General features: G+C 59.3%; 28 protein-coding genes and 1 pseudogene. 15 read left to right on the forward strand and 14 right to left on the reverse strand.

The window, feature by feature from the left end:
* The first annotated feature begins 103 nt into the window (after positions 1–103).
* From D6Z43_RS27805 to D6Z43_RS06230, 3 genes are all read left to right on the forward strand, one after another.
* Complete coding sequence (locus tag D6Z43_RS27805) at positions 104–310, forward strand: hypothetical protein (RefSeq protein ID WP_162945814.1); 207 nt, start codon at positions 104–106, stop codon at positions 308–310.
* A 34-nt stretch (positions 311–344) separates the two neighbouring features.
* The gene (locus tag D6Z43_RS06225; protein WP_120651119.1) at positions 345–1,073 is read left to right on the forward strand and encodes a phosphoribosyltransferase; all 729 of its coding nucleotides are present in this window, start codon (positions 345–347) and stop codon (positions 1,071–1,073) included.
* 279 nt (positions 1,074–1,352) lie between these two features.
* Entirely contained in the window at positions 1,353–2,717 is a 1,365-nt protein-coding gene (locus tag D6Z43_RS06230; RefSeq protein WP_120651120.1) for an MBL fold metallo-hydrolase RNA specificity domain-containing protein, read from the forward strand.
* A 333-nt stretch (positions 2,718–3,050) separates the two neighbouring features.
* On the opposite strand, the gene D6Z43_RS06235 is transcribed toward D6Z43_RS06230, so the two are convergent.
* The 3 genes from D6Z43_RS06235 to D6Z43_RS06245 form a co-directional block, all read right to left on the reverse strand.
* Positions 3,051–3,476, reverse strand: a complete 426-nt coding sequence (locus tag D6Z43_RS06235; protein ID WP_120651121.1) for a potassium channel family protein — start codon at positions 3,474–3,476, stop codon at positions 3,051–3,053.
* Between the two features lie 514 nt (positions 3,477–3,990).
* Positions 3,991–4,920: a MurR/RpiR family transcriptional regulator gene (locus D6Z43_RS06240; RefSeq protein WP_120651122.1), complete on the reverse strand. Its 930-nt coding sequence runs from the start codon at positions 4,918–4,920 to the stop codon at positions 3,991–3,993.
* A 158-nt stretch (positions 4,921–5,078) separates the two neighbouring features.
* Positions 5,079–5,852, reverse strand: coding sequence for an ABC transporter substrate-binding protein (locus tag D6Z43_RS06245; RefSeq protein ID WP_120651123.1), 774 nt, complete (start codon positions 5,850–5,852; stop codon positions 5,079–5,081).
* A 382-nt stretch (positions 5,853–6,234) separates the two neighbouring features.
* On the opposite strand from D6Z43_RS06245, the gene D6Z43_RS06250 reads away from it, so the two are divergent.
* The 7 genes from D6Z43_RS06250 (at position 6,235) to D6Z43_RS06280 (ending at position 11,909) form a co-directional block, all read left to right on the forward strand.
* Positions 6,235–8,001: a cyanophycinase gene (locus D6Z43_RS06250; protein ID WP_256660955.1), complete on the forward strand. Its 1,767-nt coding sequence runs from the start codon at positions 6,235–6,237 to the stop codon at positions 7,999–8,001.
* 82 nt (positions 8,002–8,083) lie between these two features.
* Positions 8,084–8,413: a hypothetical protein gene (locus tag D6Z43_RS06255; RefSeq protein WP_162945815.1), complete on the forward strand. Its 330-nt coding sequence runs from the start codon at positions 8,084–8,086 to the stop codon at positions 8,411–8,413.
* Positions 8,414–8,640: 227 nt separating this feature from the next.
* A complete protein-coding gene (locus D6Z43_RS06260; protein ID WP_174235601.1) occupies positions 8,641–9,198 on the forward strand; it encodes a chalcone isomerase family protein in 558 nt (185 codons plus the stop codon).
* Positions 9,199–9,245: 47 nt separating this feature from the next.
* Positions 9,246–9,401, forward strand: coding sequence for a DUF3833 family protein (locus D6Z43_RS06265; protein WP_256661023.1), 156 nt, complete (start codon positions 9,246–9,248; stop codon positions 9,399–9,401).
* Between the two features lie 3 nt (positions 9,402–9,404).
* On the forward strand, positions 9,405–10,106 hold the full coding sequence (locus D6Z43_RS06270; RefSeq protein ID WP_120651127.1) for an SDR family oxidoreductase: 702 nt from the start codon (positions 9,405–9,407) through the stop codon (positions 10,104–10,106).
* A gap of 85 nt (positions 10,107–10,191) precedes the next feature.
* Positions 10,192–11,733, forward strand: coding sequence for a cryptochrome/photolyase family protein (locus D6Z43_RS06275; RefSeq protein WP_120651128.1), 1,542 nt, complete (start codon positions 10,192–10,194; stop codon positions 11,731–11,733).
* Positions 11,730–11,909 carry a DUF2256 domain-containing protein gene (locus D6Z43_RS06280; RefSeq protein ID WP_120651129.1) on the forward strand — a complete coding sequence of 60 codons (180 nt, stop codon included), beginning with the start codon at positions 11,730–11,732 and terminating at the stop codon, positions 11,907–11,909. The genes D6Z43_RS06275 and D6Z43_RS06280 overlap by 4 nt, the downstream gene beginning before the upstream one ends.
* Here D6Z43_RS06280 and D6Z43_RS06285 read toward each other — a convergent pair.
* The 7 genes from D6Z43_RS06285 to D6Z43_RS06315 all read right to left on the reverse strand — a co-directional run bounded on the left by D6Z43_RS06285 (position 11,850) and on the right by D6Z43_RS06315 (position 17,888).
* Positions 11,850–12,338, reverse strand: a complete 489-nt coding sequence (locus D6Z43_RS06285) for a DUF2878 domain-containing protein (protein WP_120651130.1) — start codon at positions 12,336–12,338, stop codon at positions 11,850–11,852. The genes D6Z43_RS06280 and D6Z43_RS06285 overlap by 60 nt on opposite strands.
* Before the next feature lie 8 nt (positions 12,339–12,346).
* Entirely contained in the window at positions 12,347–13,609 is a 1,263-nt protein-coding gene (locus D6Z43_RS06290) for a cyclopropane-fatty-acyl-phospholipid synthase family protein (RefSeq protein ID WP_120651131.1), read from the reverse strand.
* Entirely contained in the window at positions 13,584–14,396 is an 813-nt protein-coding gene (locus D6Z43_RS06295) for a DUF1365 domain-containing protein (RefSeq protein WP_120651132.1), read from the reverse strand. Before D6Z43_RS06295 ends, D6Z43_RS06290 begins: the two co-directional genes overlap by 26 nt.
* Positions 14,393–15,640 carry an NAD(P)/FAD-dependent oxidoreductase gene (locus tag D6Z43_RS06300; protein WP_120651133.1) on the reverse strand — a complete coding sequence of 416 codons (1,248 nt, stop codon included), beginning with the start codon at positions 15,638–15,640 and terminating at the stop codon, positions 14,393–14,395. The genes D6Z43_RS06295 and D6Z43_RS06300 overlap by 4 nt, the downstream gene beginning before the upstream one ends.
* Positions 15,641–15,643: 3 nt before the next feature.
* Positions 15,644–16,399 (reverse strand): SDR family oxidoreductase, encoded by a 756-nt coding sequence (locus D6Z43_RS06305; protein ID WP_120651134.1) that lies wholly within the window; start codon positions 16,397–16,399, stop codon positions 15,644–15,646.
* Positions 16,396–16,818, reverse strand: coding sequence for a nuclear transport factor 2 family protein (locus D6Z43_RS06310; protein WP_120651135.1), 423 nt, complete (start codon positions 16,816–16,818; stop codon positions 16,396–16,398). The genes D6Z43_RS06305 and D6Z43_RS06310 overlap by 4 nt, the downstream gene beginning before the upstream one ends.
* Before the next feature lie 923 nt (positions 16,819–17,741).
* Complete coding sequence (locus tag D6Z43_RS06315; protein ID WP_120651136.1) at positions 17,742–17,888, reverse strand: lmo0937 family membrane protein; 147 nt, start codon at positions 17,886–17,888, stop codon at positions 17,742–17,744.
* 200 nt (positions 17,889–18,088) lie between these two features.
* On the opposite strand from D6Z43_RS06315, the gene D6Z43_RS06320 reads away from it, so the two are divergent.
* Positions 18,089–18,430: a hypothetical protein gene (locus tag D6Z43_RS06320; RefSeq protein WP_120651137.1), complete on the forward strand. Its 342-nt coding sequence runs from the start codon at positions 18,089–18,091 to the stop codon at positions 18,428–18,430.
* A gap of 139 nt (positions 18,431–18,569) precedes the next feature.
* Here the strand turns inward: D6Z43_RS06320 and D6Z43_RS06325 are convergent, their stop codons facing one another.
* Positions 18,570–18,890, reverse strand: coding sequence for a BON domain-containing protein (locus D6Z43_RS06325; protein ID WP_120655200.1), 321 nt, complete (start codon positions 18,888–18,890; stop codon positions 18,570–18,572).
* 224 nt (positions 18,891–19,114) lie between these two features.
* Complete coding sequence (locus D6Z43_RS06330) at positions 19,115–19,234, reverse strand: BON domain-containing protein (RefSeq protein ID WP_256660956.1); 120 nt, start codon at positions 19,232–19,234, stop codon at positions 19,115–19,117.
* 24 nt (positions 19,235–19,258) lie between these two features.
* Between D6Z43_RS06330 and D6Z43_RS28280 the strand changes: the two are divergent.
* Positions 19,259–19,585, forward strand: a pseudogene (locus tag D6Z43_RS28280) (alkyl sulfatase C-terminal domain-containing protein); the annotation flags it as partial.
* 84 nt (positions 19,586–19,669) lie between these two features.
* On the opposite strand, the gene D6Z43_RS06345 reads toward D6Z43_RS28280, so the two are convergent.
* The gene (locus tag D6Z43_RS06345; RefSeq protein ID WP_120651140.1) at positions 19,670–20,344 is read right to left on the reverse strand and encodes a nitroreductase; all 675 of its coding nucleotides are present in this window, start codon (positions 20,342–20,344) and stop codon (positions 19,670–19,672) included.
* A 50-nt stretch (positions 20,345–20,394) separates the two neighbouring features.
* A complete protein-coding gene (locus D6Z43_RS06350; RefSeq protein ID WP_120651141.1) occupies positions 20,395–21,093 on the reverse strand; it encodes a helix-turn-helix transcriptional regulator in 699 nt (232 codons plus the stop codon).
* 74 nt (positions 21,094–21,167) lie between these two features.
* Between D6Z43_RS06350 and D6Z43_RS06355 the strand changes: the two genes are divergently transcribed.
* The 3 genes from D6Z43_RS06355 to D6Z43_RS06365 all read left to right on the forward strand — a co-directional run bounded on the left by D6Z43_RS06355 (position 21,168) and on the right by D6Z43_RS06365 (position 25,223).
* Positions 21,168–22,418 (forward strand): MFS transporter, encoded by a 1,251-nt coding sequence (locus tag D6Z43_RS06355; RefSeq protein ID WP_120651142.1) that lies wholly within the window; start codon positions 21,168–21,170, stop codon positions 22,416–22,418.
* Between the two features lie 759 nt (positions 22,419–23,177).
* Positions 23,178–24,434: an OprD family porin gene (locus D6Z43_RS06360; protein ID WP_120651143.1), complete on the forward strand. Its 1,257-nt coding sequence runs from the start codon at positions 23,178–23,180 to the stop codon at positions 24,432–24,434.
* Between the two features lie 225 nt (positions 24,435–24,659).
* Positions 24,660–25,223: a GNAT family N-acetyltransferase gene (locus D6Z43_RS06365; RefSeq protein ID WP_120651144.1), complete on the forward strand. Its 564-nt coding sequence runs from the start codon at positions 24,660–24,662 to the stop codon at positions 25,221–25,223.
* Positions 25,224–25,391 lie beyond the last annotated feature (168 nt).

Below are 25,391 nucleotides of genomic sequence, written 5' to 3' on the forward strand. Positions count from 1 at the left end.
CCTGGCTGTAATGACTACAAGACAGTTCAGAGTGCGTCCCATCCCGAGAAGGAAGTCCGCACCAATTGAATATGAAGATGGAAACCACGAGGAGCCCAGCATTATGGCAATTTCAAACAAAAGTGCTTCCGCGCCCGATGACAAGCCAAATGAGATAAAGCGCTCTTCAACTGGTCGCTGGTTCAAAGCCCTGGCCGAACGCCTGAATCTGCTCTTCTTCCAACTGATTCGCACGCCTGACACGTCGGGCTCTGCGGCACTGGAAACCCAATCCGGCCGAAAAGCTACGAAGAAGCGCAGATCGATTTAGAACCAGCAACCAGGGACGTTTCGAAGGCAGCCAGATGAAATTCTCCGGTTCGATGCATATCCCAATTCACGACCGTCTGGCCGCTGGCCAGGCGCTCGTGCCAATGTTGATCCCATACAGGCATCGATCTGACGCCATTGTTCTCGCCCTTCCACGTGGCGGCGTTCCGGTGGCCTACGAGATCGCGACAGCCTTGGAATTGCGCCTGGATCTAATGCCGGTGCGCAAGCTGGGACTTCCTTTCCATGACGAACTGGCCATGGGTGCCATCGCCAGCGGAGGTGTGCGCGTTCTCAATCGTGATGTGGTGAAGATACACGGCGTAGATGAAGCCACGTTGGATGAAGTTGCGCAGCGAGAGCTACAAGAGTTGCAACGTCGGGAGCGGATCTATCGCGGCGATCATCCCTTGCCGGACCTGCGTAACCAGCAGGTGATTCTGGTGGATGACGGGCTGGCTACTGGCGCCACCATGCGGGCGGCTGTACGAGCAGTGCGCAGCCAAGGGGCGGCACGAATTGTCATCGCCGTACCCGTGGCGCCAAACGACACGATTGCCGAATTGCGAAACGAGGTGGACGAAGTGGTCTGCCCCTTCACGCCCGACTGGTTCACGGCGATTGGTCGCTGGTATGTGGATTTCGCGCAGATCACGGATCGAGAGGTGATCGATCTGCTGCAACGCGCGTGGCAACGCAAGCAGCAAGGGTCAACTGAGCCCTGGGAGGTGACCGAGGCTCCGACCTCAACATCTGGTCATTGACCCGCCGGATGTGCAGCTAGTCGGAGACTTCCTGCTACCGACGCGAGCAAAGGATCTTGTGGTGTTCGTGCATGACCTGTCTGTGCTCGGGCAAAACGCGTTGGCTAGCGAACTACAACTGGAAGTTATTCCCGCGGCTACGCACCTGTTCGAGGCGCACCTGAGTGAACCGATGCAATGGGGCGCCCAGTGCCGGACGTGTGCGCTGAAGCCGCAGGACTGCTAAACCCTTTGATCATGATCCATCGACTTTTGGGCCACGCCCGAGGGGAGAACTCGATGCGACTGACATTCCTGGGAGCTGCCGGCACCGTGACTGGCAGCAAATACCTCGTCGAGGACGAGCATAGGCGTGTGCTGATCGATTGCGGATTGTTTCAGGGGTACAAGCAACTGCGCCTGCGCAACTGGGACCCGTTCCCAGTGTCGTTCGAAGACCTGGGCGCAATTGTTCTCACCCACGCTCATCTCGACCACAGCGGTTACTTGCCGGTACTGGTGCGGGAGGGGTATCGGGGACCTGTTTATGCGACGCCAGCCACGTGCGAGCTCGCTCGTATCCTGCTCCTGGACAGCGGCCGGCTCCAGGAGGAGGAGGCCGAATACGCCAACCGGCGGGGCTATTCCAAACACCATCCGGCGAAACCGCTCTATACCGAGGCGGATGCCGAGCGCGCAATCAAGTTGTTTCACCCCATAGAACTGCACCATCCGCAGAGCATCATGCCCGGAATGCGCTTGTTGCTGCGTTCTGCCGGACACATTCTGGGAGCGGCGACCGTGGAGCTGGAGGTCGACGGCGTCAAGCTGGTGTGTTCCGGCGATCTGGGACGGTTGCATGACCCGCTCATGCCGGCACCTGAAACCATCGACCAGACTGACTACCTGCTCGTGGAGTCGACCTATGGTGATCGCAAGCACCCGCCAGAGTCTGTCGAGACGCGACTGGCAGATGTCATCAATCGAACCGCGATGCGCCAAGGAATCACGCTGGTCCCGTCCTTTGCAGTGGGTCGAGCACAGCTGCTGATGTACCACCTGTATAGGCTCAAGGAGCAGAAGCTCATCCCTGATTTGCCGATCTATCTCAACAGCCCAATGGCGACCGATGCCACCACGCTCTACCACCGATTCCGCAGCGAGCACCGGCTGACCGCTAGGGAGTGCGAGGAAACCTGCAAGGTGGCTCAAACCGTGCGGTCTGTGGAAGACTCCAAGGCGCTGGACGAATTGCGCAAGCCTGCGGTGATCATTGCCGCGAGCGGTATGGCGACCGGTGGGCGTGTGCTGTATCACCTCAAGTCCCTGGCACCCAATCCGCGTAACACTTTGCTGTTCTCAGGGTTCCAGGCCGGTGGCACGCGGGGCTCGCTGATTATCAGTGGTGCCGAGACCGTGCGCATACATGGTCAGGAGGTACCGATTCGGGCCGAAGTCGTGCAAATGGAAAATCTCTCCGCGCATGCTGACGCGGACGAAATCATGCAGTGGCTACGGGGATTCAAAGTTCCGCCCAAGCACACCTATGTGGTGCATGGTGAGCCCATGGCGGCAGACGTTTTACGACGACGGATCAGCGTTGAGCTGGGCTGGTCGGTCTCGGTGCCGGAACATCGGGACCAGGTAGTGCTCAAGAAAGAGTGAGGACCGGGGCTTGCGCCACCTGCATGGCCATCGATACGAGTCTTGCGTGGTATAGACATGCAGTAGTGTAAAGGCGGGAGTGGGCGTCTTTTTGCCAAGGGGAGGGCGCCAGGATCGGCCGCATGTGGGTACCTGACCGGTTTGCTCGCCAGGCTGAGCTTTCAAGACAAACAACAAACCTGGAGCAGCATGTGGAGCCGAGTGTGTAGGACCACCTATCCTCGGTCTATTCGTTCCTGGAGAACGAGGGCCAATCCGTGCAATTTATCAAGAAGCCTATACACGCTGACCCAAGGTATCTCCAGCCAGAAACCCTGCGGGATGATAGATCGCTTAATTGGATTTCCAGTATTTCTGCATTTCAATAAACAGGAAAGATGCTGTCCAAGTAATAAGAACAAGGCCAGTTAGCGCCTCAAGACCTGTCAGGTACCTCAGACTTCCAACAGGTTCGATGTCACCGAATCCTATGGTTGTGAATGTCGTGAACGAGAAATAAACACAATCCAGAAGGCTGCCGTCGAAACGCCCTGTCAAGGTGCCCCAGCCCTCGGCCCGAATCATCAGGAAATAGGAAATTGCGAATATCCATACTTCGACGGCATGCGCAACGAGGGCTCCTAGTACTCCAAATATTATCCTTGACCTATGCCATATCTTGAGTTTTGGCATGAGAAGATTCAGGCGGAGAAGGAACTCGTAATGAATTATCACAGCCATCAATACCACTAGAATATTAACCAATATTGCCAAGGTCATTATTGTTTACCGGCCACCAAGTTTGATGGCTTCTGATGACGTCTGGGGCCGGACGTCCGGCTAGCAAAAACATCAGCAGGTCAAGCCACTTCGCCATTGAAAATAACATTGCGAGGTATGGTCTGTCCCAGAACTGCTGAACTGGAAGTTAAGCGCTATTGCTCGAATAGCGCAGCTCAAATTCCAACGGGCTTAGATATCCCTGCGTCGAGTGGCGACATCGCCCAACCGACGACGGCGCGTGAATTGAGATTGAGGACGACGGCTGTAAACAACCAGCCTTGCACAGCCTGCACGTAGGCCATGTCAGAAATCCAGTGCCGATTGGCGCGATCCGAGACGAACTGGCGCTCAAAGTGATTCTGGGCAATGGGTAGATCGTGACGACTGCTGGATACCAGTCGCCAGCCTCGTTCGCGATCCCAAAGACTGAGAGTCTGACCATGAACAAGGCCGAGCCGGTAAAGGGCTTCGGCCCAGGCTCTTCATCCGCAACGCATCAGCAACGCCTGAATTAATTCTCCGATTTCCGACGCGCTTTGGAGTTGCGCGTCTGGTCACGTGGAACGTGCAGGTACGACATGACGCTTTCGGTAAGCTCAGCTGCCAACTTCACCGCTTCTTTGTTACGTGTCATCACGGCGGAGACCAGGCTTTCGATTACGGCCAGCGCGGCCGCGTTCGAGCTGATCAGGACGGGGTGCTCGGCGGGCGCGAACAGCACATGCTCGGCGAGTTGCACCAGTGGGGAGGCCGGAGAGTCGGTGATGGCCAACACGCCGGCTCCACGTTCGTTGGCGAAGCGCGCGAGTTGGATGGTATCGAGGGAGTAACGGGGAAGAGAGATCGCCAACAACACATCGTGCTGAGTGATGGCCGCCAGTCTGTAGGCGGCATTCTCGTTGCCGCCCTCCATGCTAATGGCTGTCGCATCGGGGCAATAGGGCATCAGGTTGGCCGCTGCAATACCGGCCATGTAAGCACTGTTGCCAAAACCCAGGATAAAGATGCGGCGGGCCTTGCTGAGTCGCTCGACGAAGGCGTCGAACGCCGCCGGGCTGTTGCTGCTGACGGCCGCACGTAGGTTGCCCTCCGCAGCCTGCATTTGCTCATGCAGGCCGAAGGAACCGTCTGGGCGCTGGGCCATTTCCTGGCGCAGCTTGTCCACCGGCGAAACCAGGTCTTGCAGTGTGCTGACCAGGGCTGTTTTGAGTGCGCTGTAGCCACTGAGCTTCAAGGCGCGAGCCAGCCGATTGACTGCTGCGGCCGAAGTCGACGTCTCCTGTGCGAGCTCTTCAATGGTAAGTGTCGCGGCCTTGAGCGGATGTCGCAGGATGAAGTCAGCGACCTTTCGCAACGAGGGCGGTAAATCGGGGGAGGCCGATGCCAGCTTGCGCATGACAGGTGAGGTATAGACAGACAGGTCTCGCGGCGCTCGGGTCATGACGTTGAGAGGGTCCTTATGGCCAGGAGCGCCAGTTTATGTGATCGCTGTGTGAGTGTGGAAACCGCTTTGACGCAATCGGCAGTGTCCACCGCGCTTCAACCAGAAGTCATGTAGCAGTGAGGTACCCGGGCTGAACGGGTACCCCGGGCCTGCATCTATTGACCGTAAATGTCGTAGCGGAAGTACTTGCTCTGGATTTCCTGATACTTGCCATTGGCGCGCAAGGTTGCGATTGCATTGCTGAATTTCTCGGCGGTAGCCGTATCTCCCTTGCGCACGGCGATGCCTGCGCCATTGCCGAAGTACTTGGGATCGTTGAAATCCGGACCGACCAATGCGAAACCCTTGCCGCTATCGGTCTTGAGGAAGCTCTCGCTGATGTTCACCACGTCCGCCAGGGTTGCGTCAATGCGGCCGGAGACCAGGTCAAGGAATGCCTCGTTCTGCGAGCCGTAACGCACCACCTCAATCCCGGCCGCAGCAAACTTGTCGCTGGCGTAGCGGTCGTAGGTCGATGCGCGCTGCACCCCGACGCGTTTGCCCTTTAAGTCCTTGAGTGGGTCACTTACATTCGCTCCCTCCTTCATCACCAACTTGCCAGGCGTGTGGTAGTACTTCTTGGTGAAATCGACCGACTTCAGGCGGTCTGGGGTGATCGACATCGACGACAGCACGGCATCGACCTTTCGAACCTTGAGAGAGGGAATCAGGCCATCGAAGGACTGCTCGATCCACTCGCATTTCACCTGCATCTCCGCACACAAGGCATTGCCAATGTCGTAATCGAAGCCGCTCAAACGTCCGTCCTCGGTCTTGTAGGCGAAGGGTGGGTACGCGGCTTCGATCCCTATCCGCAGGGAGTCCTGTGCCTGGGAGAGCGTGGCGCAAGCAGAAAGCGCCAAGGCGCCAAGTAGAGCGATCTTGTTCAATTTATTACTCCAGTTCATGTGGTGGTGACCTGGACGGAATCCCTTGTATGCCGGCCAGGAAGTGTTTGCGCGGCGTCCAGTTTTTCCGTCACAGAGATGCTGACGACAGGTCATGAGTGCAACGTGACGCTTCATCAAAGCTACTTGCTGATATTTTGTGTGTCAATTTTGCCGGAGGGTGATTGATCTTTTCTCATCCCTGGCGTGCACGCTGGGATGGCGCTATGCCTCGTCAAAGGTGGCAATACCGGAAGCATGTCGCTCAGCGCATTGACACAGATAATTTCATATGAGTGTTTACACGAAATTGAATGCGTCATAGAGTTTTCGGCGGGATGTGCTCCCAGGGTATCCATCAGAACAAGAGCAAGAAGAGATGAGAATGCGGACCAAACCTGGCGCCTTGATTGCTGCGCTTCTGTTAGCTGGACATTGCGCGTCGCCCCTTGCCGAGGGCCACTTGATAGCTGTGGGGGGCATGCTCAGGGCGAGCAACGTTCAGGTTTACGAGAAGTTCATCGAGCTGGCGGGGGCTCGCGACCAATCTCGGATTGTCATTTTTCCCACCGCCAGCGGCAGCTTGAGCTCAAGTAAGCGCTTTCAAAGCGAGTTGCAGGCGCTTGGCGTGCCAATCGAACGAATCAGCATCATCGGCATCGACAAGCAGAACTACCAGAGCACGATGAATGATCCGGCAGTGCTCGAGCCACTTTCGAAAGCCACTGCCGTCTGGTTCGTTGGCGGTGATCAGGCTCGAATCGCTAGGGCGTTGTACAACAGCGATGGCAGTGAATCGAAGACACTTCAGGCAGTGAGAGCCGTTTTCGACAGGGGAGGTGTGGTGGCTGGCACCAGTGCAGGCGCAAGTGTCCTGGGCGAGACCATGCCGACTGCTTATGGCGTTGTAATGGATACTCTGGATTTTGGCGTCGCGGAGCAGGCCGACCAGCGTGGCACCGCGTTACTGAAGGGTGCAGGGCTGTTCAAGTCCGGGATCATTGACCAGCACTTTGACCAGATTGAAGAGACCAGTTCCGGTCGTGCAGCACGCATGGCCAGCTACCTGATTGGCCAGAAGGTCACTCGAGGCTTTGGCATAGACACCAACACCGCTGTCTGGGTGCAGCCAGGTGGCCGATTGCAAGTGATCGGAGAAGGTTACTTGACGGTCATGGACGCCAGTCAGGCGCGCAAACAGTTCGGGATATACGGCACTCGTCTTTCTGGCGTGCAGTTGGCGATGCTGGGAGCCGGGGACAGCTACGACACCCGCAGCGGCAAAGTGATGCCGGCCGAAGGCAAATCGGAAATCGCAGCTGGCCAGGAGTACCTGAACGGCAATCAGCTCATTACTGACCTTTCCGCAGTTTCCGCCATCTCCCGCGCGGTGCTTTACGGGCTCGCGGATAACACCGCAACCCATCAGTTCGGGCTGATGACTCGCTATAACCCATCAGGTGGTTATCACTACGGCTATCGATTCAAATTCAGTGAAGGGGAAGGCTTCAAGGCACACAGCCGCATCCAGGACTCTTTGACCAGTTACACGGTACAGAATGTTGGTTTGGAGATCGAACCGGTAGATGCCAACCTTCGCGACCCGGCCTACAGCAGCCCGCGGGATGCAACGGCGAGTCGCTGGCCGAACGCAGTTCGTGCCGTCAACTTCCGTGGTCTGATGGTCAGCAACTCCGAGAATCGCTTTGAACCCAAGCGAGCCATGTCGCGCTTCGAGCTGGCCAATGCCTTGCAGATGACGCTGGCAGCGGAGCCGGCGCTGGAGAAGCTGCCAACATTTGAAGATGTGCCTTATGGCCATCCTTTGCGAGAGCCCATCGAGGTTGCCGTTTCCAATGGCTGGATGGCCGCCGACAAGCGTTTTGACGGTGAACGCGAAGTGACGCGTGCCGAGTGGGCCGTAGCCTGCAAGGCGCTGGTTGAAGGGTTCTCCAAGTCCCGCCTGCAGCAACGCGCCGATTTGAAGGACCTGGGCGGAATCGAACCTGATGCAGCAGAGGCTGCCTCGTTGCTGGTCGGTGAAGGCTGGATGACATCCAGCAACGGCTTGCTTCAGCCGCAGAAGCCTGTGTCTCGAGAAGAGGTTGCGCTCACCCTTGCCCGCCTGATCGGTCTCGAACAGGTTCTCTAACCCCCAAACTCATTAATCACCTCACCCTGCAGCGGCAGGGTGAGGCAAGTGTCATGCGCCTTTTGGAAAGTGAGTGGAGATCATGGCCATGCAACTGACGCCCCTCGAACTGTTTGCCCTGGACAAGCTTTTGGACGATCAAGAGTCGGTCGTGCTCGCGCTCCAATGTGCCCGGGTCAAGGTCCTGGAACGGGTTGAAACACCGGACGGCTTCTACTCCGTGATCGAGTTGGAGCAGCCACCGAGCGGCTTTGGTCGATTGGTAGAGCGGGAGTGGCGATTCCGCATCAGAAACAAGAGCGCCGGCGGCTACTTCGTTTGCTGGCCCGATGGCGAATCCAATCTGTGTCTGGAGGCCGTTCTCGGCAAGGGAATGCCGGTGGCGATGCTTACGCCGGAGCTTCTGGTCTAGAGCGCCGTGCATGCAGCTCAACGCTCGAATCCCAATGCCACCGTAGCCTGGGCTTCAGCCACGATAAGATCCTTGCGAGCGGTCCTTTCAATGGGCACGGCAATGTCTGGTGGTCCACGAGCTGAAAATCTATTGATTGTGAAGCCGGATAGTGAAATTAGTTGTACAAATCACTTTTATGTACAACTATTTCGACGTGTCGTAATTTCTGGCAGGGGAGTCGCAAGGTGGCACTCGGCTGGCTGCTCAAACGCGGGGGTCACAAGGTCAGTTCCCTGGCCTTGGTGCTTTTGCTGGACGCGACAGCGGTGCTGGCGGACTGGCGTGAAGACCTGCCTGGTGCGCGCGCTGTCGGCACGGGCCAGTTCAAGTGGTTCGGCTTTTCAATCTACGAAGCGAGACTCTGGAGCCCAAGCGCCAGGCCAACGCTGGACAACTCCTTCGCCCTGGAACTGACCTACCGGCGTGAGATCAAGCGTGGCGACCTGGTGGAGGTCAGTCTGGAAGAAATGCGCAGGTTAGGTGATGGAAGGTTCCATGAGGATCGCTTGGCGCATTGGGCGCGCGAAATGCACGAAGCCTTTGTCGATGTAGCCCCCGGCCAAAGCATCACGGGCCTGTACTTGCCGGGCCGGGGATGCCGCTTCTATGTGGATGGGCAATTGAGACGAGAGGTGGCCGATCCGGATTTCGCCCGTGCTTTTTTTGCAATCTGGCTGGACCCGCGCACTCGCAATCCCGAACTGCGACGCCAACTGCTGGGGCTTGAGGTCGCCGCCGAATGAGTCTCTTGCTCGATGCATGGCGAAGGCATTCCCGTCTGATTCCGCCGATGGACGTGCCGACGTTCGAGTTGAGCGTCGACGACTGGATGTACCTCGTTGACAAGGTCACCCCGATCAACCGCTCAAACGTATGCAGGCTCGGGATGGAACTGGGCCGAGTGACCTTGTTGCTCTGCCGACAGCCAGGCGGGCAGGGGGGATGAGAGATGCTCAGTCTTCAGTCGATGGATGATGGTTACCGGGCCCTCGTCATTGGTTCGAGCGGGGCACTCGGGACTGCCTTCTGTGAGCTGCTGCGAGACGACCCACGATGCAGCGCGGTCCACCAACTGGGGCGCGCAAGCACGCCCAAGCTCGATCTGGAAGACCCACCGAGTATCGCACGAGCTGCCGCCGAGCTTTCAGAAGAGGGACCGTACCAGTTGATCCTGCATTCAGCCGGCCTGCTGCACCGTCCGGGCTTGCGGCCGGAAAAATCCCTGGCCGCTCTTGAGGCCGACGCGTTGCAGGCCGTGTTCCAGGTCAATGCGCTCGGACCGGCGCTGGTGCTGCGCCACTTCCTGCCGTTGCTGCATGCGCGGGGAAAGATGGCGCTGCTTTCGGCGAAGGTGGGGAGCATCGGCGACAATCGCCTGGGCGGCTGGTACGCCTACCGTGCGTCAAAGGCTGCATTGAACATGCTGGTGAAGACTGCCGCCATCGAGTTGGTCCGCATCCAGCCCCAGGCGTGCCTGTTCAGTCTTCATCCGGGTACGGTGATTTCCAGACTGTCCGAGCCCTTTCGAGGCGCGGCGCTGGCACGCCCGGCGCAACAGGCGGCAGCTGATCTGCTCAGCCTTATCGACCGCCTTGGACCTGCCGAGAGCGGCGGGTTCTATGCCTACGACGGCGAGCGTCTGCCTTGGTAACCGTGGAAGACGCATGAATCTTAAAGCGCTAGAGGGGTGTGATGGCCGCCGGCTGAGACCTGGTCCTGCAGCAGGCGATCTGCGCATGCCGCTGTCTGCTCGCCGTATAGGCCTCGTGCTTGGTGACCAGCTGTCATTCGACCTGAGCCTGTTCGACGCCCTGGATCCCCGGCAGGACGCAGTGCTGATGGCCGAGGTAGACACCGAAGCGCGTTACGTAGCTCACCATCCACAGAAGATCGCGCTGATCTTCAGCGCCATGCGGCACTTCGCCGAAACGCTGTTCCAGCGTGGTTGGCGGGTGATTTACGTACGTCTGGACGATGACGGCAACAGCGGCAGCCTGCCCGGGGAATTGCATCGTTGGATGGAGATTCTGGGGGCCAAGGAGGCACATGTCACCGAGTGCGGTGAGTGGCGCCTGGAGCAGGCGCTCAAAGACTGCCGAGTGCCTTTGACTTGGCACCCTGACCGCCGTTTCCTGTGCTCCCGAGAGGCGTTCGCGCGCTGGGCAGGAGACCGTGAGCACTTGCGGATGGAGCATTTCTACCGCGGGATGCGCAAACGCACCGGCCTACTGCTTGAGCCAGACGGCAGTCCGCTGGGAGGAGCCTGGAATCTCGATGCGGAGAATCGCAAGGCGCTGCCGCGTGGCCTCCGTGGCCCGATCCCCATGCGCTTCCAACCCGATGCCATCACCGGAGAAGTGCTGACGCTGGTCCGTGCAAGATTCAGCGACCATTACGGCAGTCTGGAGCCCTTCGACTACCCTGTGACCCACGCCGACGCACATGTTCTGTGGCAGCACTTTCTCGACTTCTCCCTGGCCGCCTTCGGCGATTACCAGGACGCCATGGCCACCGGCGAGCCCTTTCTGTTCCACGCGAGAATCAGCGCTGCGCTGAACATCGGCTTGCTCGATGTACGCCAACTGTGTGCGGATGTGGAAAGCGCCTACCGACGAAAGCAAGTGCCGCTGAATGCCGCCGAGGGGTTCATCCGCCAACTGATTGGCTGGCGCGAGTACGTGCGTGGCATCTATTGGCTGCGCATGCCCGAATACGCCGCACTCAACGCATTCGGCAATCACCGCCCATTGCCGGAGTTCTACTGGACTGGCGCCACTGAGATGCGCTGCATGGCCCAGACGATTGGCCAAACCCTTGATCTGGGTTACGCCCATCACATCCAGCGGCTCATGGTGACCGGCAACTTTGCGCTGCTCGCTGGCATAGCCCCCAAGGCCATCTGCGAGTGGTACCTGGCGGTCTACCTGGATGCCTTCGACTGGGTTGAGCTACCGAACACCTTGGGCATGGTGATGCACGCCGACAACGGGTACCTTGGCTCCAAGCCATATTGCGCCAGCGGCCGCTACATCCAGCGAATGTCAGACTACTGCAAGGAATGCCGCTATCGGGTTGATGAGGCAACGGGGCCGCAAGCTTGTCCATTTAATGCGCTGTATTGGCATTTCCTGATGCGTCATCGCGATTCCCTGGGGGGAAATCCACGGTTGGCCATGGTTTATCGCAATCTGCTGAACATGACTGAAGCGCGCCGTGAGGCAATCTGGTCGCGCGGCGAGGAACTGCTGGCGCGGTTGGACGCCGGAGACTCCCTGTGAAGAAGACTGAGCTTCCCAGCAAGGTATGCCCGGTCTGCGATCGCCCGTTCTTATGGCGCAAGCGTTGGCGGCGATGTTGGGATGAAGTCCGCTACTGCTCGGAGCGCTGCCGTCGTTTAGCGCGTCCCCGACAGGCGAAATGCCAGAGGCATCCAGATCACCCAGAGCGGCGCTAGCACCAGTACCGTGCCAGCTACGCCCATGGGTAGTGAAACCTCAGCCAATGGCGCGCCTGCGCAGTAGGCCAGCGGACCACCGATCCCTCCGAGGAGCATTCCTCGCCAGGCGGGCCGCGATGCCCAGGCCAGGCTGTGTCTTAGGCCGCAGGCAAAAACCAGCCAGAGCATGACGAGCCAGATCGGAAGAGGGGAGTGGCCGAAGTCGAATACACCCACTACGCCAAGCACCGTGTCCATCGCGCAGCCACCCAGGGCGACCCGCAACAATGCACCGGCCTCCAACTGGGGGTGGGGGCACAGCGCCAAGTGCAAGAGCAGCCCGACGGCGACCGCGAACAGCAACCAGGATGCCTGGGCGCCGAGCACGCAGCCCCACCAGCCCAGCTGCAGCCAAAGCGCGTTGCCCATCAGCCAGGCCCGGCCCATGGCTCGGCCTACAGTCGCTCCAGCAGGGGAGCGCTGCGAGAGGCCGGGCCTGCCCAGAGCAACTGGGCAACGCCAATGGCGCGTTCTTCGAAACCACCTTCGCAGTAGCACAGGTAGAACTCCCAGAGGCGCTGGAAGGCCTCGTCATAGCCGAGCTCCAGCAAGGCGTGGCGCGACTGCCGGAGGTTGTCGTGCCAGAGTCTCAGAGTACGTGCGTAATGCGCTCCGAAGTCTTCCATGTGCAACAGGTTGAGCTGAGTTTCGGCGCTGGCCGTCTGCAGCATGCTGGTTAGCGAGGGCAGGGCGCCGCCAGGGAAGATGTAGCGCTGGATGAAGTCCACCGAACGACGGGCCAGTTCGTAGCGCTGGTCACGAATGGTGATGGCTTGCAGCAGCATCAGTCCGTCGTCCTTGAGCAACTCGGCACAACGACGGAAGTATTCAGGTAGGTAGCGGTGGCCGACCGCTTCGATCATCTCGATGGATACCAGTTTGTCATAGCGCCCTTCGATATCGCGGTAGTCCTTGCGCAACACGCAGATACGCTGTTGCAGACCCTGAGCCTCGACGCGCCGCATGGTGTGTGCAAACTGCTCCTCCGACAAGGTGGTGGTGGTCACCCGGCAGCCATGATGGCTGGCCGCATATAGTGCCAGGCTGCCCCAGCCAGTTCCGATCTCCAGCAAGTGGTCGCCTGGGCGCAGGTCGAGCTTGCGGCAAATGCGCTCGAGCTTGTTCAACTGAGCCTTTTCCAGGCTCTGCTCGGGGCTTTCGAACATGGCCGAGGAGTACATCATGGTGGGATCGAGCAAGTGTTCGAACAGCGCGTTGCCCAGGTCATAGTGCGCCATGATGTTGCGGCGTGAACCACTTCGACTGTTGCGATTGAGCCAGTGCATTAGGCGCAGCAACGGCCGGCCCAGCCGCGCCAAGCCACTCTCCATGGCGTCGAGCACGGCCAGGTTGGCGACGAACAGGCGGGTTACTGCTGCTAGATCGGGGCTTCGCCAGTAACCCAGGATGTAAGCCTCGCCGGCGCCGATCGAGCCGTTGCTGGCAACCAGGCCCCAGACCGCCTCATCCAGGACCTCTATCTGGGCTTGCAGCGAACTGGTTGGATCGCCGAAACCCAATTGCCCACCGCGAAACTGTATACGCAGGTGGCCATGGCGCAGGCGGCGCAGTTGGGCGAGGACGGCCTGCTTGAAGAGGCTGCCTGCGAATGGGCGCAGGTTGCCGGCTTTGCTAGCGCTCAGAGTCGGATCGGACATGCGTTAAGTCCTCATTAGCGGATTGGCCGACGCTCAGGTGGCGATCACTCGCTTGATGATCGTGCAAGGGGGTGCCTTTGAGCAGTAGTTGCAGGGCCTGCCAGTAGATGGCGGTCAGGGTGCGCAGAGACATCCAGGGAAAGGCCAGCACATGGCGGCGCAGCCCCTTGGAGTCCAGTGCCTGGCGCTCCAAGTTGAGGCACGCCTCAAACAGTTTTTTCCCATCACGCCAGTTCTCCATGTGCACGCGAAGGTGCGGGCCCTCGACCAGGAAACGCATGCGGTAATCCATGTCTCGCGGCAGGAAGGGCGAGACGTGGAAGGCCTTGGCAACCCTGAACTCGTGCGCCCCTTCGGCGTGAACTGGCAGCACGTAGTGGTGGCGTTCGCGCCAGGGCGTATTGCGTACCTCGCAGACGATCACCGCCAGGTAGCCGATGTCGTCGTGGCAGAAGTAGAAGCTCACCGGATTGAACGACAGGCCCCAGTTGCGCGGCTGCGTCAGTAAATGGATGGCGCCCCGAGGGGCTTCGCCCAGCGCGTCGCGCAGCAATGCCCGCACAGCGTCCGCCAGTGAAAGGCCCGTGCTAGTCCAGGCTGGGAGGTAGTCGCACTCGCGCCAGCAGAGTGGCGCCAGTAGCCGCGGGCGCAGTAGGCGAGACATGCTTAGCACCTGCTCTTGCTCTGCAAGATCCAGGTAGAGCATGCCGATGGGATAGCGAAAGCTGTGCAGGTAGGGCGCGAAGCGCCGATGGCTGACCCAACCATGATAGAGGCCACTGTTCACAACATTTCACCGAAGTGGGCGGCGACCTTGAGTGCGCTTACGACGCCATCTTCGTGGAAGCCACTGCCCCAGTACGCGCCGCAGTAATAGCTGTGCTGATGACCTTGCAGGTTTTGCTGGCAGGCTTGAGCGGTAATCGCGGCCTGGGTGTACTGGGGGTGCGCATACTCGAAGCGTGCGAGCACCTGGGACGGGTCGACTGCCGCGCCCTGGTTCAAGCTGACACAGAAGGTCACCGGGGCGTCGAGGCCTTGCAGGATATTCATGTTGTACGTCAGCGTCGCCGGCGAATCCGGTGGGCCACCTAGCCGATAGTTCCAACTGGCCCAAGCTTTGCGTCGCTGCGGCAACAGACTCTCGTCTGTGTGCAGGACCACCTCATTGCAGGCGTACGTCAAGGCGCCAAGCACCTTTCGCTCATACTGGGTTGGGGTCTCCAGTAGGGACAAGGCCTGATCGCTATGGCAGGCGAACACCACCTTGTCGAAGCGCTCCCATCCCACCGCACTCAGCAACCGCACACCATCGACGTCCCGGCCGACTCGTTTCACCGGACAGCTGACTCGCAGACGCGTTCGGAAACGGGCGCACAGCGGCTCGATGTAGCTGCGTGAACCGCCCTCGATCACTCGCCATTGCGGGCGTTCGCTAATCGAAAGCAAACCGTGGTTATGGAAGAAACGCACAAAGAACTGCAGCGGGAAATCAAGCATCTGTGTCCGTGACATCGACCAGATGGCCGAGCCCATGGGAATGATGTAGTGCTCGATGAAGCGATGTCCGTAGCCGCGTATGCGCAAGTACTCGCCAAGCGGGGTCTGAGGAGTGACGCGTCTTTCGTGCACACAGCCAGGAGCCTCGCGGTTGAAGCGCAGGATGTCATGAAGCATCTTCCAGAAGGCCGGCGATAACAGATTGCGTCGTTGCACGAACAAGCTGGCCAGATCGCGGCCGTTGTACTCAAGGTCACTGGCCGGATCATGCACCGAGAAACTCATCTCGGTAGGCCGTGAGGCCACTCGCAGTTGCTGTAGCAGACGGATGAAATTCGGGTATGTCCAGTCGTTGAACACAATGAAGCCGGTGTCCACCGAGTAGCTTCGGTCCTGCCATTGGACATCGACGGTATGAGTGTGGCCGCCAATCCAGTCGCTGGCCTCAAACACCGTTACTTCATGGCGGCGCGAAAGCAAGTGCGCGCAAGTGAGGCCGGATATGCCACTGCCAATGATCGCGATGCGCACGTTTCAGTCCATTCGTTGTGGACGTGCCAGACGTCGGCCCAGAGCCAGGCGCCAGCGCGCTGGAAGGCTGCCAAGCAGGCGAATGGCAAGAATGAAGGGGAGGGGAAAGGCGATCTCGAGGGGGCGTTTCCGCAGGTGAGTAGCAATGTGTCTGGCTGCTCGCTGTGCTGACCAGCACATGGGCATGGGAAAGTCGTTGCGGCGAGTGAGTGGGGTGTCGACGAAGCCAGGGCTGACCAGGGTCACGTCGATGCCTTCTGCGGCAAGGTCGATACGCAACGACTCGATCAGATAGCGCAGGGCCGCCTTGGACGCGCCATAGGCCTCTGCACGCGGAAGCGCCAGCCAGGTTACCGCGCTGCAAACGACAGCGAGATGAGGGCGCTCGCCACGGCGAAGCAGTGGCAATGCCACCTGTACGCAGTGGCTGGTTCCGAACAGGTTGGTGCGAACCACACGCTCCACCAGTTCAGCGTCGAAATACCCGGGCTCCAGATACTCGCAGGTGCCAGCATTGAGGATCACCAGGTCGAGGCCACCCCAGGAGTCCTTGATGTGCTGGCCCATGTCCATAACCTGTTGCCGCTCGTTGATATCGGCCGTTACGAGCAGAACCTGGTTGGGGAAACGTGCAGCCAGTGCCTGCAGGGGCTTAATCTGGCGGGCACTCAAGGCCAACTGATGGCCCTCTTCAAGCAGGATTTCCGCCAGTGCTGCGCCAATACCGCTGCTGGCCCCTGTTAGCCAGACACGACTCATGCCAGCCTCCCTTTGAGCCTGACAATCAGCCGTCCCAGCAATGGCAGATGTTCGTAGATCAGAGCCCCAGCGTCGAAAAAATCGTGGTGCAGATAAACCCGCTCGCGCCAATGCAGGTAGCTGCAGCCGTCCAGCTGGATGATTTCACCTCTGGCTAAACGTGGGTGACGAAAACACAGGGTCCAACGAAGGTAGCCTCGACCGGGACCGACTTCATCGAATCCGTGGAAATCGTAATGTAGGTCCTCGACACTGGCGTACATCTGCCCGAAGTAGCGTCGAAGCGCGGGAAGGCCGTTCAAGCGGTGTAGAGGATCACGGAACTGCACATCCGGGGCGTACAACTTATCCAGATTGCCCAGGCTATTGGAATCCAACGAAGAGAACGATTGGGCAAAGCCTCGCAGGAAGTCAGGCATTCTGGCGCCTCGAATATTTGTACAAAGCGATTTTTCGTACAACTTTCCAGGAGCCTAACGCGAAAACTGTACAAGTCAACGTGGCTTGTAGAAGTTTTGTGTTGCCGATTCTTCAGGAGCGAGCTGTGGACCACCAGGTAGCTCGAAGTAAAGCTGAAGGCGCCGAGGGGAAATCTGTCAGAAGCACTACCATCGCCTTCGGTCGCTTGGAGCGGTGCGTGCGTTCTGCAGGCTGGTAACGGTGGGATGATTTAACCGTGTAGCGGAGGTGTTGAATCTGGAGAAGACCAGCAACTCCGGCCAGACGCAGGGGTTGGAATCGTTGCTGGGTTTGAAGTCGCTGCACCGGGCCACGCGGCGCGTAATACCGATCACTAATGCTGCCACCAGCTTGATCTGGGCATAGAGGAAGCACGAGCACGGGTAGAGGTACGGCAGCACCGTCTTGGAAAAGCAGCGGGACTCGCTAGCCGGCGGCGAAACGGCGCTGAAATAGCTTCACGGAGAAGACCTCTTGCAGGGCATCGCCATGAGCAATCTTGGCGTGGTCCGTTTGCAGGGCTGGAAGCCGAAAGGGGATCTGTCGAATCAGAACCTTAACGCCGTCATGAACACTTATGGCATAACACGTGATTTACCATAATATAGATTATGCGAATCCTTAGGTAAGAACCACGACGGCGGTTGACGTGGTTGGTGAGGACAGTTTTGAACGAGCGCAGCTGGGTTCCAACAGGAATCCTGGCGTTCAGGATCTCTTGCGCCTCGCCTGACAGCACGCTTTCACTTTTCTGACACGAAGCTCACCAACATCCTATCCCTGGGCAGTTGCTAAAGAATGAGTTCAATTGCCATGGCGAACTGCTGGTGCTGATGTGCCGGCCTTAGGTATGTCTAGGCCCCTGGCGGTGGCGGACGCCTCGTCAGAATCGCCGGCCTTGTCGCATCAGGAACACCAGGCCAGCCAGCGCCCCAAGCAACAGGATGTGGATGAAACCTCCCAGCGTGTAGGAAGTGATTAGCCCTAGCGCCCACAGGGCTATCAGTAAAATCACAAATGCACCGACCATGAACGCACCTCCATGGGCTACCGGGTAGCCGTAGCGACAAGGTCCAGTCTGGCGGCACTGACCCCGGGTGGTCTGTGCGTCGACGTACGTATGCTGTCGCGATGGCTAAGTTGGCCAGCGCACCGACCCTTCGGGTGATGGCTGCCACCCTACTCTTCCCTGCCAATCCCGGCCGGGTATCAGCCCAAGGGGGCAGAGCCATGAGTACCTTGACCATCGAAGGCTGGTGCAAGACTAGCACTGGACAGCCGTCCACCCCGGTGGAGGACATCCAGTTCTACTTGACTGGAAACGACCATCTACGCCTGGAACAGGCCGAGGAATATCTGCAGAAGAGCCATCTGTCCGAAGTCATGGTCGATGTCGATATGGCGACCCTGGACCTCAGCATGCCGCAGGAATACAGTCCGCTTTCCGATTGCCAGCTGCGCGTCTATCTGGACTCGGACAGCAACCGCGGCCACTTCCATCTGGTCGGCCATCGGGCCAGCGACGGCAGCCTGATCTATACCAACTCCGTCCTGATTGCCCAGATGACCTAGTCGCGAATCCCGAGCGCTTCATTCATCCGCGCCGCCTACTACCAGCCTGCCAGGCCTGCGGGAGCCAACGGCTTGTGAGCTCCACGGAAGTTGCCGGCAAAAGGCCCTTCGATGGAAGGGCCTTTTTTTCATTCGGCACTTACTGAGCCGACTTGTGCTGTAGGTCGTTCTTCACCTGGCGGACACCATCTACGGCCGCGGCGACCTGCACCGCTTTGTCGATCTGCCACTGGGAGTCGACGAAGCCCGTCAATTGCACGGTGCCGTTGAACGTCTTGACCTTGATGTCGAACGAGTTCACGTCGTTTTCCATCAACAACGCGGATTTTACCCTAGTGGTGAGGGCAATGTCGGAGAGGACTTCGCTGCTGCTCTGCTCGTGTTCGGGAAGCGCGCATCCTCCAATGAAGGGGAGACCAGCGGCGACCGTTGCCGCGATCAACAGTGTTTTCAGGTCCATGGTGATTTCCTTGAGGCGGCTCTGCGCGAGGGTGCGTATCGCCAGCTTGATATCGGGGGGTGCGCGGGTCTGTGCGACTTCGCACTGAGCAGCGGGGGTGCCATCGCAACCGGAGCGAACGCACCCTGAGGAGTCGGCAATTGAAAGGACCACCGGCAGGCGCCACCTGCCGGCGAGAGGCGTCAGCGAGCCACTTCCCTGGGGGGCAGGCTGGCGACCGGTCATCAATAGCAAAGGTCGGTGGACTGGAAGCTCTTCACGCCTCGCACGTTCTGCGCCAGTTCGATCGCCAGGTCACGTTCAGCACCATTGTCGACGATGCCGCTCAGGGTAACGATGCCCATCGCCAGACGCCCGGCGATACTCTTGTGCGCCTGACTGCAGGCATTGTCGGCGGCTCGACTAAGTCCGACCTCGGCCGCTCGATGACGCCAAGCCAGTTCTTCGACTATCTCGCGGTTCGCCTGGACAGCGACAAGGCCCGGGGACGCGGCATGGTCCTCAACTGGGTTTTCGAGGACGTCGGGCAGTCCTAGGGACTAATCCAGCGTAATGGAGTGCTGACCCATCGCAACTCCAAACCGAATCCGCAGACCAACCTCACCGTGAAACTGACCAAGTCCACGCTGGACAGGATCAGCATGGGCCAACTGGATTTCCCCACCGCAATCAAGCAGGGGGACATCAAGCTGAAGGGGGACGCACAGCAGGAGTGCGCTTGCTTACAAGCGCACCACTCCCGCGTGACTACTCAGAGCACCTCGAAGCGCCTCCGTGATTCAGTCGAAGCCCCGCAACTGCACGAATTCCTCCACAGGCGCACGATCCGAGCGCAAGCCATTCACCGCCGCCGAGCGGTCCGCATGACCCAGCGCCATGCCGCAATAGACCAGCTCGTTCTCCGGCAGCTCGAAATGCCGATGCAGGCTCTCGCGCACCATCCCCCAGGCTTCCTGCATGCAGGTCGCCAGGCCGCGCTCTTCGGCCAGCAGTGCCAGTGACTGCATGAACATGCCCAGGTGCGCCCACTGGCCATGGCCCATCGAACGGTCAATGACGAAGAACACACCGACCGGCGCGCCGAAGAACTGGTAATTGCGTGAGAGATTGCGCAGCCGCGCGGACTTGTCTTCGCGGGGGATGCCGAGCAGCGCATACATGTCTTCGCCTACCTTGTAGCGTCGTGAGCGATACGGCTCGCTGAGTCTTTCCGGGTAGATGGGATGGTCACCCGCCTCGCCCTTCGGATTTTTCAGCAGGGTTTCCACGGCAAGTTTCTCCAGGGCGAGTTTTTCTTCGCCGCTGACAGCTATGACTTTCCATGGCTGCAAATTGCCTCCCGAGGGCGACCAGCGTGCGGCCTCGAGCAAGTCGAGCATCGTTTGCGCGTCGACCGGTTCTGCGGTGAAGGCGCGGACAGATATACGTTTCTTCAGCAACTCGGCAACCAACATGGGCGTACTTCTCCTGCATGGAATGGTGTTCGTTTCATGGAGCTGACGCGTCAGCGGCGGGCAAGCGCCATGCCGAAGCTCTTCGAGAGGCTGGAGACACCTTTGGGCGTTACGCTCAGGGCGCGGGAGTCCAGGTGACGGGTAACCCAGCCGCGCTTGAGCATCAGGTCAAGCAAGGCAGCTCCCAGCGCACCGCCGACATGCGGCGTACGCTCGCTCCAGTCCATGCACGGATAGGCCAGGCGTCTGCGCTGACGCTGCACTTCGGCCAGGTCAATCCCCAGTCGCCCAAGGGCCTGGGTGCCGGCGTCAGTGATGCGGTAATCCTTGTCTTGGCTTTCGATCCAGTTCGCTGCCAGCAAGGCATCGTGCAGTTGCACGGCGACCTCACCTGCGCAGTGGTCGTAGCAGGTACGCGCCTGACGCAGCACGGACGGCGTCGATGGCCGGAAGGCCGCTGCGGGCACTCCCGCCAGCGACAGTAAACTCTCCAGCGTCTGAGCGACCTGACGACTCGCCAGCTGGTAGTAGCGGTGCCGGCCCTGTACGTGAAGCACGACCAGTCCTTGCTCCAGCAGGCGGGTGAAATGGCCGCTGGCAGTGGAGGCACCTATGTCGGCGACAGCGGCCAGTTCGGTCGCCGTCCGCGCATGGCCGTCGAGGAGACTGCAAAGCATCCGTGAGCGGGCGGGGTCAGCGATGGCGCCGGCCAGCGCGGCGAGATGGTTGTCGGCGGTATCTGCATCCATGATTCGGCGCTCCCCGAAGTGTCGGTTGTCGACGTCATCATAATCGGGCTCGAACCCTATGGAGAGAGCTCGCCATGTCCTCACCCTTTTTTGGCAGAAAAGTCGTGTTAGCGGCCTTCATGACGGCCCTGTTCGGCTGGGGCGTAGGCTTTTATGGTCCCCCGGTTTTCCTCTATGCAGTGACCCAGCGCACGGGTTGGCCGGTACCGCTATGCTCCGCCGCCGTCACCCTGCACTTCCTCGCTGGCACCCTCGTAGTGGTCAACCTCCCCCACCTCTATAAACGCTTCGGTATCCCGCGTATCAGCCTGCTTGGGAGTTTCCTGCTCTGTGCCGGCGTCTGTGGCTGGGCTGTTGCCCGCGAGCCGTGGCAGCTGTTCATTGCGGCGATGCTCAGCGGTTTCGGTTGGGTGACCATGGGCGCTGCGGCGATCAACGCCATGATTGCGCCCTGGTTCATCAGCGGCAGGCCTTCGGCACTGTCGATGGCCTACAACGGCGCCAGCATTGGCGGTGTCGTGTTCTCATCCGGCTGGGTATTCCTGATCAATCACCTCGGCTTCCCCCAGGCTGCCCTGGTGGTGAGCGTGCTGACACTTACCCTGGTCGGTTTCCTTGCGTGGAAGGTCTACGGCGTACATCCGGAGCACCTCGGTCAGCATCCGGACGGTGCCAAAGTGGATCCGAGCGAAGCGACGCCAGCGCAAACCGCAGCCGAGCCATTGCTATGGCGCAATCGGCGCTTTCTCACACTGGCCTCAAGCATGGCCCTGGGACTGTTTGCGCAGATCGGCCTGATTGCCCACATGTTCCTGTTGCTGACACCACTGCTAAGCGACACGCAGGCGGGATTCGCCATGGGGCTTGCGACCTTGAGCGCCATCGCCGGGCGCGTTCTGGTGGGACGCCATATGTCGGCCAGCGCTGATCGGCGCATCGTCGCCTGCGCCAGTTACGGCAGTCAGTTGCTGGGGTGCCTGCTGTTGATGGCGATGCATGCCTGGCCGGGCTTCATCTGGATAGGGATCGTCCTGTTCGGGGCCGGCATCGGTAATGCCACTTCCCTGCCCCCTTTGATTGCCCAGGCCGAATTTCCGCGTCACCTGACCCAGCGCGTAGTTTCTCTGATCGTGGCCATATCCCAAGGAGCTTATGCGTTCGCCCCTGCCCTATTCGGCCTGATGAAATCGCTGACCTTGGGGTGGCTGCCCTTCGGCCTAGCCGCCGGGCTGCAGGTTGCGGCAATGCTGCTCCTGATGCTGGGCCGCAGGGCACCTGGTTCGATGCAGGACTCGTCCAGGCCGCCACGGCCAATATGCTGTTGACCTGCAACTTTCAAATATCAGGTGAATAAAAAAAGGCCGCCTGGATAAGGCGGCCATTAAATAAAACCAAAGGATTGATGAAGTGGAGGAGTCGATCGCAATTCCTGAGGGAAGACCGGAAAGTGCCATCGACCAAAATCTTCATCGGGGGCAAGTGTACGCATTTTGCCGTCCATCCCAAATCAAATACGTTGATAGAAACTATTGATATCGATTCATGGGCTTCACTTCCTCCAACTGCTAATCGGCCAGGCAATTATTGCACTTGACATCCTCATGAAATTGCCTGCCGATTCACGCGCAGGCGTCTAGTACGGCACGCGCCTGCCATTGTCAATAATCCATAGGTATCTTCATGAATTGCATGGAGTCATTCATATTCACTTCATGTAATTAATTTTATGCAACAAAAAAAGCCACCTCCGAAGAGGTGGCTGAATCAGAGAGTAAGTTGATGGAACCTCTGTTGATTCACGGGGCGAATCGACAGCTCCATGTTCCGTCCAGCACAGGATACTGACCGGTGAAATTGATAAATATTAATCCCATCAATATTCGAAATTGATGATTACAGTTTTTTGAATGATGCAAGACGTGATAACTCTCTGCGCGCATCGCGTCGGCAAAGCCGGCAATCACAACGATAACCAATGGATTTTCCTATCGGCACCGGCGGGCCTCGCTGCTCCCGGTCATCGGTAGTTTCTTGAATTCCTGCCTTTCCCAAGACCAACAAAACCACCATCAGGAGCACCCGTGATGCAACTCAATCCCCTGAGCGCTCTGGCGCTGGCGGTTTCCGCCGCCCTCGCCGTTCCCGCCATGGCCAGTGAGCAATCCGAATCCAAGGGATTCGTCGAAGACGCCAGCGCCACCCTGCTGCTGCGCAACGCGTACTTCAACCGGGACTACAAGGACCACACCAACGACGCCAAGACCTGGGGCCAAGGCTTCATTGGCACCTTCGAATCGGGCTTCACCCAGGGCACCATCGGCTTCGGTGTCGACGCCTACGGTCTGCTCGGCGTGAAACTGGACAGTGGTCGCGGCCGCAACTACAGCGCCTTCTTCGACACCGACAGCGATGGCCATCCGGTGGACGACCTCTCCGAAGCCGGTGCGGCGGTGAAACTGCGCTTCTCCAACACCGTGCTCAAGTACGGCAACCAGTTCCCGTCCCTGCCGGTTCTGGCCTATGACGACAGCCGCCTGCTGCCCCAGGCCTTCACCGGTACCCTGCTCACCAGCAAGGAGATCGAAGGCCTGGAACTGAATGTCGGCCGCTTCACCGGCGACAGCCCCATGGGCGACCCGGCGCGCGACCCCAACCGTCTGAAGAGCATCGACGTGTTTGGCGGCAGCTACACCGTCACCGACGACCTGAGCGTGAGCCTCTACCACTCCGACGTGGAGGACCAGTTCAAGAAGTACTACGCCAACGTGAACTACAACATCCCGTTCAACGAGCAGCAGGCGCTGAACTTCGACTTCAACATCTACCGCACCAAATACGACGACGGCTCCGATGCCGCGCTGGCCTTTGGTGGCGACGGCCAGGACGACAAGAACACCCTGTGGAGCCTCGCAGCCAAGTACAGCATCGGCGCCCATGCTTTCATCCTCGCTCATCAGCGCAACACTGGCGACACCGGCTATGCCTACGACTTCGGCGACGGTGGCAGCACCATCTACGTGGCCAACTCCTACTACTCGGACTTCAACCTGGAAGACGAGCAGTCCTGGCAGGTCAGCTACGAGCTGGACTTCGGCGGCTATGGCATCCCCGGCCTGACCTATAAGTTCGCTTACGTGCGCGGCACCGACATCGTTGCCGGTGGCGAAAACGACGGCACCGAGCGCGAGCTGTTCAACCAGTTCAAGTACGTGGTGCAGGACGGTCCGGCCAAGGACCTGTCGTTCAAGCTGCGCAACTCGATTTACCGCGCCGACAACCAAGTGGGCCCGGACCTCAACGAAGTCCGCGCATTCATCGAATACCCCATCAGCATCCTCTGATGCCCCGGTCGTGCCGGTTATCCGGCGCGACTCCCCTTCCCGAAAACGCTCCAAACCAGAGACGTCCTCCGCACTTCCCGTGCTCCCTGCAAAGCGCTACGAAGAATCGGAGTGTGCGTCTCGTCGATTGTTTCTTAACCATCCCGATTCGCTTGATCTCAATCAATCGCACACGGCCGATTCGGCGTAGAAAAAAGACAGGTTTTCAATACGGAGTACGTAGCCATGTCTCTGCAATCGTGCGCGCATTCTCACGCAGCCCATGCCGGCGACCTTGTCCAGGATCATTGGATCGAGACGCTGGAGGACGGCAGCCATGTCCTCATCCGCCCGTTGCGCCCGGAAGATCGCGAGCGCGAAGCCGAATTCATCCGCGACCTTTCCCCGGAAACACGCCACTTCCGTTTCCTGTGTGCGATCAGGGAAGCCAGCAGCGACCTGCTCGATCACCTGATGGAGGTCGATTACCAACGCAAGATGGCCTACGTCGCCCTGGTGCATCGGGCCGGCAAACTGATCGAAGTCGGAATCAGCCGTTATGCCGCTTCCAACGACCAAGCCCAATGCGAGTGCGTGGTGACCATCGCCGACGGCTGGCAAGACCTGGGCCTGGACAAGATCCTGATGCGCCACCTGATCGACGCCGCTCGCGACAACGGTTTCAAGCGAATGTATTCGATTGACGCCGCGACGAATGTCCGGATGCAACGTCTTGCCCGTGCAATGGGTTTCGCCTGCAAACGCGACCCGCAGGATGCCGCGCAGCTGATCCATAGCCTGGCGCTTTGAGCGAAGGGCTTCACGCCTTTCGGGATACCCCGAGCCTCATGCTCGGCTAAATGGGTGCTGGTCAAAACAAAAAAGGCACGGTAGTTTACGCGCCGGGTGTCTGGATGCGCTTCTGCGCCAGACAGGTTTCATGTGCTGGTCGGGCCGCCGCACAAGCTGCTGAGTATT

Source organism: Pseudomonas sp. DY-1 (genome assembly GCF_003626975.1).
Lineage (GTDB): Bacteria > Pseudomonadota > Gammaproteobacteria > Pseudomonadales > Pseudomonadaceae > Metapseudomonas.